Source organism: Clostridium sp. FP1, assembly GCF_011065975.2.
Taxonomy (GTDB): domain Bacteria; phylum Bacillota; class Clostridia; order Clostridiales; family Clostridiaceae; genus Clostridium_AD; species Clostridium_AD tagluense.
Genome location: NZ_JAAMNJ020000001.1, coordinates 1,730,444 through 1,744,196, shown reverse-complemented (window position 1 = coordinate 1,744,196; position 13,753 = coordinate 1,730,444). Strand labels below are relative to the sequence as shown.

Here is a 13,753-nt window from a genome sequence, read left to right as displayed (position 1 = left end):
ATTGAGTAAAGCATTCACGATAATGTTTATGTGCATAATTAGTATTCTAGGATACGCAATTATAATCTATTTAGTTTACTTGCTAATTAAGGCATTAACAATATACATAAAGAAAAATTCGTAATCCTCTTTGTAACTCTGCTTTTGTTTTGTTTACCCTACGCTATACTACATCGTCAATACCCTGTTTTATCAATATTTTCATCAACATAATCTCTATGTTCCCTGTAATACTTTATGTAAATATATGGCACAATCGTAAGTACAATATGTTCCGTACTTGTAATGTATGACGGAATAAAAAGGAGGGTCTGTCTTGAAATTAAAACACTGTCATAAGTATATTTTATATATGGTTTTTATTAGTTGCATTGCTTTACTATCTATTAATTTCATTAATAATGATAGTAATAGAATTGAAGATAAGACTAGCAGAATAATAATTAAATCAACTGAAAAGGAATATGTTCCAGATAGTAAAGAGCATACTGAAAATGGAGGAATTAGAGTATCGACACCAGTAACAAATGGCAAATCTAGAGTACAACCACTACCTATACCTAATGCTAACTCACCAATAATAGTTAGCCCGTTATCATTGTCAAAAATCGTTAATAGCATTGTATAATCTTTTCTTATGATATTCTTAAAGATTGGAATAATTGTGTCTTTATAGTTATTCCAATCTTGTAAAATATTGTGTCACAATAGTAATCTTTCATTAAATATCTCTAAAATATTTAATGATACGGGAAAGATAGGAGTGTTTAAGTAAGCATGAACAAAATAAAGGATATTTTAATTGGCATAGGTGTAAGTACGTTCGTACTAATAATATGGGTATATAAAATGGTAGTTACAAGTGATATACCTATTGAAATGTCTTATAATGATAGTGTCATAATAACGTGTATGTTAGTTTCACTTCTAATAATATATAGTTTTTACACAAGAAAAACTATATATACACTAACGAATACGATATTGTTGTTAATACCACTGTTTCTATGGTTTATGTCTATGCAGCAGGCATTAATATACCACTATCACAAATATGATACTTCGGTTTCATTTTTACAACTTATTTATAGGAAAGTGAAAATAAAGGTTAAGACCTAATGTTCTTAATAACCATAGAAAAGGCAAAAAGTACGCATAACTTCTCTTTTTCCTTCGAAAAATCATACGTACTATCTTGAATGTATTTGTATATAGAAAATATGAAAAAGACTTATAAACCCTTTAAAATCCTTGGCGGAGAGAGAGAGATTTGAACTCTCGGAACGGAATAACCCCTTCGCCTGTTTTCGAGGCAGGTACCTTCGACCACTCGGACATCTCTCCATATAATAAGTTACCTTTTACAGTATAACATATTTAAATTTTATTTAAAGTATATTTTTAAAATTATAGCTAAGGATATCCATTTTGAAAACAAGAACCATAATGACTAGCGTTTACTCTTCTTGTTTCTAATTGCTTTAATAAAAAAGTATAGAGCAATAATTAAAATTGCTATGTAAGTTATGAATTGTCCAAATCCTGTTACTATAGGAACTATAGTTTCAAATGAATCCCCAAACCAATATCCTAGTCCCAAGTATATACAAGTCCAAAACAATTCACCTAAAGCGACAAACAAACTAAATGTCGAAAATTTATATCGTGAAAGACCTGCTGCAGCATTTATAAAAGGTCCCATAGCCGATATTATAAATCTGCTAAAAAAAACTGAACTTCTTCCATGTTTATTTAAATAATTTTTAGCTTTCAATATTTTAGGTTTAACGTAAGTTTTTACTTTATAATGCCTGTTTAAAGCTTTATGTCCGATAAATCTCCACATAATATAAGCAATATTATCCCCAACCCATGAAAAAAACCAAATTTCTAGTAAAAGACTCACCACATTAAATTCACCAGCATAAGCAAAAGCTCCAGATGCCATTACAAGTAAAGATGCTCCTGTCGGAATCCCTATACACTGAAGTACAATGATACTACTTAAAAACCAAATATTATAGTTTCGAAAACATTCTATTAGTAAATTACTAAATTCACTCATGTTTTCTACCTTCTATCTCTCTATTACCTTGTATATTTTTATCACTTTCTATTATTTTCTTTAAATTGTCCTTCATATCTTTTAAAGTCTTATTGTGTTTTTTGCCTAGGTCTTTGATATATAAATTTTCATCACCCTTCTGCGGAACAATCTCAAGAGTTTTAAAGATTTCTTCTTCACTTATATTATATTTTCTAGACATTTTTTTTACTGTTATCCATTTATGAGTACTCATATCTCCAATTTGTCTACTCGCTTTGGTAGGTAAGTCAATATTTTTAACTTCAAAATATAGTACCGTAAAACGTCTTATTATTATAAATGTAGTTATAATAATTAAAACTGATAATATAGCCGTTTTTACATTTTTTCTCATTAAATCCCCTCACTCTAATAATAGTGTATTATACATATTATAATAGAATATACCACTAGATTCAATAAGTGATAATGAAGTCATCAAACCCTAGCAAACAGACTCATATCAATTATAATTATGATATAGATTTTTAATATTAATAAAAATAAAGAGATGTATAAAAAACTAGATGTTATTCTAAATAAACTAACAATAATTCAAAAACAAAAGGTGTAATTTATACCATAATTAGGTACAAAATACACCCTTTATTAAAATAAATATTAATATTCAAATCCTAATCCAAATTATTAGTCTTTAATGTATTTATTAATTGTAGCTGCGCCTTCTTCGTTTGCATGATAGTAAACTCTTAAGACATCTGCCTTATCCATATTAAATCTTGTTTCTTCAAGAAGGCCATTAGCTTCAGCTGTCATTAAAGCTGAGATTACATCTTCTCTTTTAAACGCTTTGAAATTAGCATATTCGCCTTTTAGAGCTTCAATAACGTCTTCAGCGCAGGCTTCTTTAACTTTTGTGAAATGTTTTAAAATAGCATAGTTAAGAGCTTTCATACTAATTTACCTCCTTTTTTCTAAACAAGTCCATTGGATTCATAGATATTACTAAGATACCAAACATCATTAATACAGCAGCCATCCAAGCGATAGGCGGTAATGACCAACCTTTCATACCGCTAAATACGCCAAGTATAATCCAACAACAGAACGGTCCCCAGAATGAGTATGTACCATTACACGCCATACCGAGAGCGGCACCACACATGCTGTTACCCCTATACCAACTCATATACGAAACGAATGCACAAAGACCACTTACAGCAAACCAAATCATAGCAGGACCACTTGTAAACGCCTGAACAACAAGGCCATTTGAAATCTTAACGCCACCTGCCATTATACCGAAAATAGGAATTAAAATAATTAAGTTTGAAAGACCTGATATTGTCTGACGGATAGTAATACCAATCTCAGAGTCAATCATAGATGTACCGTAACCAGCTACGCAACCCTCAAAGCCCCAACCAAGAGCAGCGATGAAAGCAATACAAACACCCAGGAACCTACCTTTTGGTGCATCTCCACCAATACTTGTGCTACCAATCATAAAACTAGCAAGAACACAAATACCAATGCCTACCATCATACGCTTGTTTAATTTTTGTTTGAATAATATTTTACCTAAAATAGCACCAATAGCTGGACAAAGGGCAGTAATAGGAATAACTATTGAACCAGCCATCTGAAGACCAACAACATAAGCTGTGCTGGAAATAGGACCTCCTATAAGAGCCGCTAAAATCATCACTCGACCTGGAGTAGTATTAATACATCTAAAGAAATCTCCAAGTTTACCTTTAACCCCTGCATAAAGTAATGCCCAAACAGCACTACAAGTATCATTTACCGCACTACCAAGTGCACCTAGTAAATATGTAATAGCAAAAGCTGATAAACCGGCCGTGTTAGTACCATACCAATCACCCCAAACCCCCTTAGACATACCTAATGTCAAAAATGCTGAATAAAATCCATACATAAGACCTGAGAATAAAGCGATTGATATACCCTTTTTGTAAAATTGTGATGATAACTTCTTTTTAGCAGCAATTGCCGAGGCACTAACTGTTCCTGTCACTTCGCTCATAAACAAAACCCCCTTCTTTTAAATATTTTTAGTATATTATCATTAAATTGTAATTTATAATTTATAATGACCTTTTTTTCTTAACACAGTCATTAGAAATTTCTTGCAGAGTTTTATGCAACTTTAATCTCCTTAAAATTTAACCTTACTTAGGGGAAAATTGGAAACCGTTTTCCCTAACAACGAATGCCGGCTCCAGCTTACATACCCCCTACTAATATAACTTAATAAGAGATTTTTTCATGGCATAAAGTGCAATTTTTTACTGCATTATATCCGCCAATTTTTTGAAGTTTTTGTACTATCGTTACTTTATTGCACTAATAGTTTAAATCAAGACACCATAAGAGAAATTTATGGTTTATTTACCATAAAAACACCCCATAAATTGAATGGACACAACTCTTTTTTAGTTGTGTCCATTCAATTTATGGGGTGCACTTCAAACATCAAAACACACTTTCTCTACCAACCGTTATGACTTCCTAGTTCTTTACCATATCGGCAATGGAGCAATCTCCTGAAACCGTGATTGCTTTGACATTCTTCTGAAAGCGTTCATATCTGGCACAGCAGTAGTCGAGAAAATCATCGCCACTGTAGTGTCTAATCATGGCCCATACCATCCAAAGCAAATCCTGCGCTACCATGTAGCATTTTATTTTTAATATTTCTCCTGGCGTCAGAAATTGGCCATAGTAGTCCAAAAGAAAATATTGTATTGCCTCTTCGGTAAGTCTAGATTCAAGGATATAAGCAGCCACATCCCAGCTTGGATCGTTCATTCCAGAATATTCCCAATCTACAAGGTAAGTTCTGCCATTGTCATCCACAACAAAGTTTTCAGGCACTGTGTCATTATGACAAGGTACAGAAATTGTATTTTTAATATTTTTTTGCATAAAATCAACCAATTCTTTTTTAAGTGTAGAGTAGTCAAAGAAAAAACCGCCATTAAGGTCTTGAATAATCTGTTCATATTTATTAAGCTCCGTTTGCCAATCAAAGGAATTAGGAAAATGCTTTGGGCTAGAGTGGGTTCTTTTCAGCAGACCAGAAACAGCTCTCAAGTTCGCGATGCAGCATGGATCAATAAGGGCAATGTTTTTGCTGTTTTTAATGCATACGCTGATTTTAATACCGCTTACATCATCAAAATAAACACACTCACAATTCAGACCAAACTCCGAGGCCATGCGATTGTTGATCTTTTCAATTTTTCGGTCGATCATCTTATTGGTCATGCCACCCGGTTGCCGTACAACATATTCAGTTCCCTTGATATTCATAAAGTAGTTGTAATTGGTAAGTCCGCCTGCAAAACGGGATTTATCGAATATAATGCTATCGTCATTAAAGACGAGACGCAGTTTTTTTTGTACTAATTGTTCCATTTCCATTAATAATCCCACCACACATATATTAATTTATTATTTTATAAATGTTGAATATATTATTATTATAGCACATTTCTATATCAAAAAAGGAAAAACGGAAAAATCATAGTTTTAAAGTAGCTATTGTTCAATAAAAGCAATATTGTACAATGTGGGATTTTAACTAGATACAATAGTGCTAAAACTATATATTGAATCTGCAATAAACTAATTGTTTTGTATGATATCATATATTATCAGTCATTTTAGTTACTGGAAATAATTCTTACTGTAGCAGCAAAGAATAGGAGGTAAAAATCATGGAAGACACGTTTAAATTGAAATCCAAGGTTTATTTTAATAAGCAATCCATACAAGTTTTAGAACAAATTACTGGATCCCGAGCATTTATTGTCTCGGACTCCATAATGGAAAAGCTGGGATATCTTCAAAATGTGGTAGATTACCTAAGCAAGGCAGGAATAAGCTCCGTTGTTTTTTCAGGGGTGCGCCCTGATCCGGATGTCAATGTAATTGCTGAGGGGCTTAAGCTATACGAAGAAAGCGATGCAGATGTCCTAGTTGCAATGGGCGGAGGCTCTGCCATCGATACTGCCAAGGGAATTCTGTATTTTTCCTGGAAGCTTAAAAGCGCAGCTGGTCGTGAAATGAAAAAACCGCTGTTTATTGCAATTCCCTCCACAAGTGGAACGGGCTCAGAAGTAACGGACTTTGCCGTTATTACTTCCGGTAAGGAAAAGGTATGCATCGTAGATGAGTTTATCGCACCAGACATTGCCATACTTGACTCTACCTGTATTCAGCATGTTCCACAGCGTGTGGTTGTGGATACTGGCATAGATGTTCTGGTTCATGCCATCGAAGCCTATGTTTCCACAAACGCAACGGACTTTACAGACGCTCTTGCGGAAAAAGCAGTAAAACTGATTTTCGAGAACATTGAGAAGCTTTACAAGGACGTAAAGGATTCCGATGCAAGAGATCGTGTTCAAAACGCTTCCTGCATGGCAGGAATGGCATTTACAAATTCGAATCTTGGCATAAATCACAGTTTGGCCCACGCAATTGGGGCGACTTTTCACATTGCTCACGGTCGCTCCAATGCGCTCGTGCTTAATGCGGTGATGGAATATAATGCCGATTTAAGGGGAAGTGCCAACGGTTATGCTACGGAAAAGTACGCAAAACTAGCAATGGTTCTGCAGCTTCCGGCCCGAACGCACCGTGAAGGAGCTGTGAATTTCATTCAGGCTGTAGGTAGCCTAAAAAAAGCTCTGGGGGTCGAAGATAATATTCGTGCGCTTGGAGTTGATCAAAGCGAGTTTGAAAAATCGCTTTCGCATATGGCCGAAACAGCCATGCTAGATCGTTGTACACCAACTAATCCAAGACAGCCTTCTAAGGAAGAACTTATTAGTATCTATCAAAAATGCTATTAATAAGTTTCCAAAATCATAAAGAATGAGATAGAATAAAAAAAGGCTAAAACCTGAGTTTTAGCCTCTTTTTTTGACGAAATTCGTCGAAAAAACATACTGCTGATTGTTTACTTTTATACTATTGTACATTATAATAATTAATAAGCCATAATCAGATTCGAAAGAGACTTTTAAGCCCATAGAACTTCAACATTTTTTTCTTTTGAATATAAATTACATGGCAGAAAAGGAGTGCTATAAGCATGAATAAAACTAATAATCTGCTGAAAAAATTAATAGCCTCCAATATTTTATATACCCGCTACATGAGTATTTTATCTCTCTCAGATCTCTCCCTATTTTTGGTAGATACAAATGGAGATATTTTGTTTGAGTTTATTCCATCTCCGGATTTTTGTACCTATATATGCCAGGAAAATAAAGCTGGGGTATGCCCAGACTACAGATGCCGATTAAAGCCCAGCGGTGAGGATAGATTTGTCTGCCGATATGGGCTTGAAAACATCCTTTTTCCCATAAAGGTGCAGGATAAAATTTTGGGTTATATAGGCGGTGTACAAACATATTTGGAGGGTAATGAATATCAAAAACTCATGATTGATGTCCAGTCCCTCCAAAGGGATAAAACTCCTGAATTGGAGTTTATAGCCAAATCCATTCTCTCGCTGAAAACCGTGGAATCAAATAAAATTAAAGTACATGAGCAATTGTGCGGCCACATTGCCAAAAATATTTCTCTTGATTTATCCGAAAGCGTCAGTCATGCCGATCTAGATGCGGTAAGGCTGTCCATTGAAAAGGACATACTGGAGAAAAAGATCATCGATTTAGAAGCTAAAAACATGTCCCTGATGGTGAATCCCCATTTTTTGTTTAATACCTTGAACTGTATCGCCCGCATTGCATATTTTGAGCATTCTAAAACGGAGGAACTTATCTATTGCCTTTCCGATTTACTGCGGTACAATTTAAAACAGGATGACCAGCTTCACACCATTGGTGCCGAAATTGACAACATTAAGAAATATCTGTATATCCAGAAGGTAAGATTTAAAAATCGTCTGGTATATGACAGCTACATCCCTGAGAATATTAAGTCTTACAGAATCCCCAACATGGTTATCCAACCCATTGTTGAAAATGCTCTTATCCACGGTATCACTCCAAAGCGGGACGGAGGTAAAATCAGTATTTATGCTGAAGAATATAAAAACGAAATCGTTATTTCCATTATGGATAATGGAAACGGTTTTCCAAAGGATGTTTTGCAGAACATACAACAGTCTGAAAATAAATCAGGTCTAGGGTTCTGGAATACAGACAAACGTTTAAAACGATATTACGGAGAACAATACGGACTTACAATAGTAAAATCTGACTATAGCGGAAGTACCGTTACCATAACTATTCCTACCCACCCTGTTGGGGGTGTATCGCTATGATTGTAGTCTTAATTGTGGAAGATGAAATGCTTGAACAAGAGTTCCTCAAAACAGTTGTACTGGAGGATCTTTCCACCGAAGATAGGCTACTGACCTGCGAAAGCGGGGTTCAGGCCGTCAAACTAGCAAAGCAGTATCGACCGAACATTATCATAATGGATGTAATGATTCCTGAAATGGATGGTCTGAGTGCCATTGCGGAGATCAGAAAATTTCTGCCTAACGTGTGTATCACCGTTTTGTCCGCCTACTCCGACTTTCCCTATGCACAGAAAGCTATTAGACTTAGGGTTTTCGAATACCAATTAAAGCCCATCAAGCCCAACGCCTTCAAACATATTTTTCACAAAATGTTGGACTCGGTAGCCGAATCTCCTGTGCTAGTGGAGGCTGTGCATGAGGAAAAAAGCACAGAGCCCAAGGAATACCTTCATAACTTTATCGAAGAATCCATAAAATATATTAAAGAGCATTTCAGAGAAAGATTGACTTTAGAAATAGTTGCATCTAAGGCGTTTATGAATCCCAAATATTTCAGCCATGTTTTTAAAAAAGAAATGGGTGTTGCATTTACAGAATATGTAATTAATTTAAAAATTCAATATGCTTGCAGATTGCTCGAGACAACTAATTATCCCGCTTACCGGATTTCAATTGAATGTGGCTTCTCGGATCCGTCTTACTTTAACAGAGTATTCTGTGCGAAAATGAACATGACTCCCAATAAGTATAGAAAACATATATGTGCGTCAAAACCGTCGGATTAAACTTGCGGTGTTAATATATTTAAAATCCACAACCAAGGTTTGTATAGGCCTTAGTTGTGGATTTTAAATATATTTTTTAACCTGCTCTACACTTTAGTATATTTATGTCTACCTCATGCATTCCAGTCACATATCTTTACAATTATTTAAATTTTTAATGTGCCTCAATAAAGGCTTCCATTTGTTTGTGCCAACTCTGAGTTTCATAATTATCTGTTAGTGTATCTTCTCTAAACAACAAATCAATAATAAATCGTGGTTTTTTTCCCCCAATGTACATGGATTTGATGCAGGAAACACAAGAGACCACAACTTCCTCACAAGGCATTTGCTGTGCACGTTTTTTCATCAGCTCATTGACTTGTTCTACAGGTAGCTTTCCATAAAAATGGTCCCCACAACAAATTGCTTTGGACCCTGTTAATTTAGGCTCAATAACTTTTATATTCATTCTCGCTAACAATTTACGAATGGCGTTCAGGTATCTTTCCTCTTTGCGACTGTAACAAGTATCTTGTATAGCCATTTCTACGCCTTTATAGTCAGGGAAATTAAAAGTCACACTATTAGCCAGTACCTCCCAAAATAATACCGCTCTGATTCCTTCATATAATTCTCTATAACTTTTGTCACAAGCTGAACATACAGTAATTACTCGTGTACCCTGATCCAATTTAGGATCGTGAAAGCAGCAAGTCAAAAGTGTGGGCATCTCGCCAAACTCTGAGACTATAATCATTTTAAGTTTATCTACAAGCTTCGGTTTGTATAACATCAAAGTGCAGCCTGGTGCAAATACTTGATTCATAATTTTGCCCTCCTTTAGTGTTGACTTATGTCGGTAGTTTGGAAAGCCGCATTTTAGTTTTAACAAAAAAATTAGGGCTGTTACACCCTAAATATTTTTTAGTTGTGCAACAGCCCTACATTTAATAATCAACCATTATTTGTTTAAATGGCAACATGCAATCTATTTTGCTTCTTCTTCTATCTTTAGAGTTTTAGGAAGAATAGCTTCAACTTCAGCATGTGGACGAGGGATAACATGAACAGAAATCAATTCTCCAACACGTTGCGCTGCCGCAGCTCCTGCATCAGTTGCTGCCTTTACAGCACCAACGTCACCTCTTACCATTACTGTTACTAGACCACCACCAACAAATTCTTTACCAACTAGATAAACATTTGCTGCTTTAACCATTGCATCTGCAGCTTCAATAGCCCCAACTAAACCCTTTGTTTCGATCATTCCTAATGCATCATATTTCATTTTTATTTCCTCCTAATTTTTTATTTTTTATTTTTGAAATTATTATCTATAATTTATATAAATTATTCTCATGCCGACTAATCTATTTTATATCTTCTTCCCTCTTTAACATTTTAGGAAGAATACCTTCAACTTCAACGTGTGGACGAGGGATAACATGAACAGAAATCAATTCTCCAACACGTTGTGCAGCCGCAGCTCCTGCATCAGTTGCTGCCTTTACAGCACCAACGTCACCTCTTACCATTACTGTTACTAGACCACCACCAACAAATTCTTTACCAACTAGATAAACATTTGCTGCTTTAACCATTGCATCTGCAGCTTCAATAGCCCCAACTAAACCCTTTGTTTCGATCATTCCTAATGCATCATATTTCATTTTTATTTCCTCCTAATTTTTTATTTTTTATTTTACAATTTTAATTTTTGATAAGGAATTAAGATTCATAGCATTTGCTTCTTCTGTGTCAATATGACATTCTAAAGCCGAAGCGTCATTTGCTCTAACGGCAACATTATTGTAAATGCCCCCGCGCGGGCCACTAATTTCAATACTCACTGACTGTCCGTCATGCACGCCGAAACGCTTCGCATCTTCAGGTGTCATGTGAATATGCCTCTGTGCAACAATCAGACCTTCTGTAGTCTGAATAGATCCCTTCGGACCAATTAGCGTAATTCCAGGTGTTCCTTGTAAATCACCTGATAGTCTTGCCTGTGAAACTACACCAAGCTTGAAGGAATCTCCTGTCAGAACTTCTATTTGCGATTTACTACGCACTGGACCAAGAATTCTAACTTTCTCAATGGCACCCTTTGGACCGCATATTGTTACTGTTTCCTTACATGCATACTGTCCGAGTTGTGACAAATCTTTACTCTTAGTAAGTTGATAACCTTCCCCGAACAGACTGTTCAAATCAGCTTGAGAGATGTGAATATGGCGATTAGAAACTCCTACTGGAATTTCATACATATCCCCTTTCACGTCACTAGAAGACATATTAGACTGAACAGCCTCTAGCAAAAGCTTCAGGGCAGTTTCATAGTTATCCATTTTAGTTAGCTCCCTTCATTGCATTTACTAGATCGCTTACCAACTTCAAAAGTTTTTCATTATCAGTAGAAGCGTCCTTCGATGCATATGAGTCAGGACTTGTACCGCATCCTACGCCTTGCTTAACATAACTGGAAGATAGTTCAGGATGGTTGAATGTAGGATCTTCGGAAGCTAATGTACTACAATCCTTAATGCCATATGCAACTCTCTTGATATTAATCAAATGCATCGGACCAACATTTTCAGAAACAGAACTTCCTCCCCATGTACCGCAACCTAGTGTAAATGCAGGTAAAAGTCCTGTGCTTAAACCAGTACCTCCTTGAGTTCCACCAGTATTAACCAAAATACGCGCTGCTGGTTTTTTAGCAAACTTCATTACAATACCTTTATCCTCTGTATGAATGCTCATAGTGTGTCCTATACCATTTTGAAGCAGTTTGATACTGAGGTCACATGCCTCATGCCAATCTCTAACTGTATAGAAAGCAAGTACAGTTGTCAATTTTTCGAAGGATAGTGGATAAGCATCACCAACACCTTGCTGCTCACCTATTAGAACCTTTGTTCCTTCTGGAATTGAAATTCCAGCAGCTGTTGCAATAACCTGAGGAGACTTGCCTACGAACTTGGCACTCATGCTATGCCCACCATTCTTAAACAGTAGTCCACAAACTTTTGCAGTTTCTTCTGACGTCATAAAATAGCCGCCCTGCTTCTTAAATTCAGATACTACCTGATCATGATTGCATTCTTCAACAATAATAGACTGTTCGGATGCACAAATGGTACCATAGTCAAAAGTCTTACTTGCAATAATATTTTTAACTGCTTGCGCAGCATTAGCACTTCTCTCAATGTAAGCTGGTGAGTTTCCAGCACCAACACCCAATGCAGGCTTGCCCGCACTATAAGCGGCCTTTACCATTCCAGGGCCTCCAGTTGCAATTATCATAGAAACCTCACTACATTTCATTAACTCATTTGTAGCCCCTACAGATAGCGTAGACATACCGCTAATAATATTGGCAGGAGCTCCTGCAGCTACTGCAGCATCATTCATAAGAGTTATAGCCTTCAGTGTACATTTTAATGCAGCAGGATGTGGTGAAAATACAATTGCATTACGTGATTTAATTGCAATTATTGCTTTGTAAATAGCAGTTGATGTTGGATTTGTAGAAGGTACAATACCCATAATTAGTCCAACTGGCTCTGCAATATCAGTTACCCTATCAGCCACATTTTCACTAATCACACCAATAGTCTTCATATCTTTGATAGCATTATACACAATAGTGGAAGCCATATGGTTTTTATAAGCCTTATCCTCAACTTTTCCAAAACCAGTTTCTTCCACGGCCATCTTAGCTAAACAAACCACATTTTCTTCTGCTACTCTAACCATATTGCACAAAATCTTATCTATTTGTTCCTGAGTATAATCAGCTATCTGTTCTGTCGCGATTTTTCCGAGTCTTGCAAGATTTCTTGCCTCTTGTATAGATCTTAAATCCTTATCGAAATTTTCCATCTTATAATTCCTCCATTCTTTTTCTTGTAAAATTTTCATGATATATTTTTATAATTGTTATAACTGTGTTAATTATTTCCGTAATACTCTCTGAATTTTGTAAGTAGCAACCTCTTATTTGCCTTAGAAACCGACCTTCCCGCAATACCAAAGTTCTTATATTCACGAGCTAGATTTCGAAGTTCTATAACCTTAAACTTGCTCAGAATCTCAATTGTTTCTTCCAAACCATATTCAAGTACCATCTTATCTACAGCTTCCTTATTAGGTATCTCACTTAAATCCCTTTGCAAAGAAGCAGTTGTTTTTTCTGCATCGAATTCCGTAATTTTTAAATCTTTCACTACTAAATCTTCAACTTCAACATCTGCAGTGTCTTCTTCAATTATTTCAGCTTCGGATTCAGTTTTTGTTGCCTCTGCAGTTGACATTTCTCCATCTTTCAGCGGTGCTTGCGGTATAATTATGTTTTCCAAATCCTCATGTGGGCGAGGAATCACATGCTCTGAAACTAGGGATGTGCTGTTTATTTTTCTAACTGCCGCGCAGCCAGCCTCTACAGCTGCTTTCACAGCACCCACATCTCCAGTTACAACAATGGTAACAAGACCTCCGCCTACATATGTCTTTTCCAAGAGATTCACATTTGCCGCCTTAAGCATAGCATCTGCACTCTCAATAGCTGCAACGAGTCCTATTGTTTCAATTAACCCAAGTGCCTGCATTTCCTAACCCTCCTTAACTTTA

16 protein-coding genes and 1 tRNA gene are annotated in these 13,753 nt (G+C 35.9%); 5 read left to right on the top strand and 12 right to left on the bottom strand.

Annotated features, from left to right (window positions below):
* Nucleotides 1-316: 316 nt before the first annotated feature.
* Together G9F70_RS08475 and G9F70_RS08470 are read left to right on the top strand one after the other, a co-directional pair.
* Complete coding sequence (locus G9F70_RS08475; RefSeq protein WP_164944923.1) at nt 317-628, top strand: hypothetical protein; 312 nt, start codon at nt 317-319, stop codon at nt 626-628.
* 149 nt (nt 629-777) lie between these two features.
* Nucleotides 778-1,119 (top strand): hypothetical protein, encoded by a 342-nt coding sequence (locus G9F70_RS08470; protein ID WP_164944924.1) that lies wholly within the window; start codon nt 778-780, stop codon nt 1,117-1,119.
* Nucleotides 1,120-1,252: 133 nt separating this feature from the next.
* On the opposite strand, the gene G9F70_RS08465 is transcribed toward G9F70_RS08470, so the two are convergent.
* From G9F70_RS08465 to G9F70_RS08440, 6 genes are all read right to left on the bottom strand, one after another.
* A tRNA-Ser gene (locus tag G9F70_RS08465) sits at nt 1,253-1,344 on the bottom strand.
* Nucleotides 1,345-1,450: 106 nt separating this feature from the next.
* The gene (locus G9F70_RS08460; RefSeq protein WP_164944925.1) at nt 1,451-2,065 is read right to left on the bottom strand and encodes a DedA family protein; all 615 of its coding nucleotides are present in this window, start codon (nt 2,063-2,065) and stop codon (nt 1,451-1,453) included.
* Nucleotides 2,058-2,441, bottom strand: coding sequence for a hypothetical protein (locus G9F70_RS08455; RefSeq protein WP_164944926.1), 384 nt, complete (start codon nt 2,439-2,441; stop codon nt 2,058-2,060). The genes G9F70_RS08460 and G9F70_RS08455 overlap by 8 nt, the downstream gene beginning before the upstream one ends.
* A 293-nt stretch (nt 2,442-2,734) precedes the next feature.
* The gene (locus tag G9F70_RS08450; protein ID WP_164944927.1) at nt 2,735-3,001 is read right to left on the bottom strand and encodes a hypothetical protein; all 267 of its coding nucleotides are present in this window, start codon (nt 2,999-3,001) and stop codon (nt 2,735-2,737) included.
* A gap of 1 nt (nt 3,002) precedes the next feature.
* The gene (locus G9F70_RS08445) at nt 3,003-4,094 is read right to left on the bottom strand and encodes a hypothetical protein (protein WP_164944928.1); all 1,092 of its coding nucleotides are present in this window, start codon (nt 4,092-4,094) and stop codon (nt 3,003-3,005) included.
* 485 nt (nt 4,095-4,579) lie between these two features.
* Nucleotides 4,580-5,494, bottom strand: a complete 915-nt coding sequence (locus G9F70_RS08440; RefSeq protein WP_164944929.1) for a phosphotransferase — start codon at nt 5,492-5,494, stop codon at nt 4,580-4,582.
* A gap of 296 nt (nt 5,495-5,790) precedes the next feature.
* Here G9F70_RS08440 and G9F70_RS08435 point away from each other — a divergent pair, with 296 nt between their 5' ends.
* From G9F70_RS08435 to G9F70_RS08425, 3 genes are all read left to right on the top strand, one after another.
* Entirely contained in the window at nt 5,791-6,930 is a 1,140-nt protein-coding gene (locus tag G9F70_RS08435) for a 1-propanol dehydrogenase PduQ (protein WP_187352980.1), read from the top strand.
* Nucleotides 6,931-7,172: 242 nt separating this feature from the next.
* The gene (locus G9F70_RS08430; protein ID WP_164944930.1) at nt 7,173-8,372 is read left to right on the top strand and encodes a sensor histidine kinase; all 1,200 of its coding nucleotides are present in this window, start codon (nt 7,173-7,175) and stop codon (nt 8,370-8,372) included.
* A complete protein-coding gene (locus G9F70_RS08425; protein WP_164944931.1) occupies nt 8,369-9,139 on the top strand; it encodes a helix-turn-helix domain-containing protein in 771 nt (256 codons plus the stop codon). Before G9F70_RS08430 ends, G9F70_RS08425 begins: the two co-directional genes overlap by 4 nt.
* A 154-nt stretch (nt 9,140-9,293) precedes the next feature.
* On the opposite strand, the gene G9F70_RS08420 is transcribed toward G9F70_RS08425, so the two are convergent.
* From G9F70_RS08420 to G9F70_RS08395, 6 genes are all read right to left on the bottom strand, one after another.
* Nucleotides 9,294-9,947: a heterodisulfide reductase-related iron-sulfur binding cluster gene (locus G9F70_RS08420; protein ID WP_164944932.1), complete on the bottom strand. Its 654-nt coding sequence runs from the start codon at nt 9,945-9,947 to the stop codon at nt 9,294-9,296.
* A 162-nt stretch (nt 9,948-10,109) separates the two neighbouring features.
* A complete protein-coding gene (eutM, locus tag G9F70_RS08415) occupies nt 10,110-10,409 on the bottom strand; it encodes an ethanolamine utilization microcompartment protein EutM (protein ID WP_164944933.1) in 300 nt (99 codons plus the stop codon).
* An 82-nt stretch (nt 10,410-10,491) separates the two neighbouring features.
* A complete protein-coding gene (gene eutM, locus G9F70_RS08410) occupies nt 10,492-10,791 on the bottom strand; it encodes an ethanolamine utilization microcompartment protein EutM (protein WP_124997690.1) in 300 nt (99 codons plus the stop codon).
* A gap of 27 nt (nt 10,792-10,818) precedes the next feature.
* Nucleotides 10,819-11,469 (bottom strand): phosphate propanoyltransferase, encoded by a 651-nt coding sequence (locus G9F70_RS08405; RefSeq protein ID WP_124997688.1) that lies wholly within the window; start codon nt 11,467-11,469, stop codon nt 10,819-10,821.
* A gap of 1 nt (nt 11,470) precedes the next feature.
* Complete coding sequence (locus G9F70_RS08400; protein ID WP_164944934.1) at nt 11,471-13,006, bottom strand: acetaldehyde dehydrogenase (acetylating); 1,536 nt, start codon at nt 13,004-13,006, stop codon at nt 11,471-11,473.
* 68 nt (nt 13,007-13,074) lie between these two features.
* Entirely contained in the window at nt 13,075-13,731 is a 657-nt protein-coding gene (locus G9F70_RS08395; RefSeq protein ID WP_164944935.1) for a BMC domain-containing protein, read from the bottom strand.
* Nucleotides 13,732-13,753 lie beyond the last annotated feature (22 nt).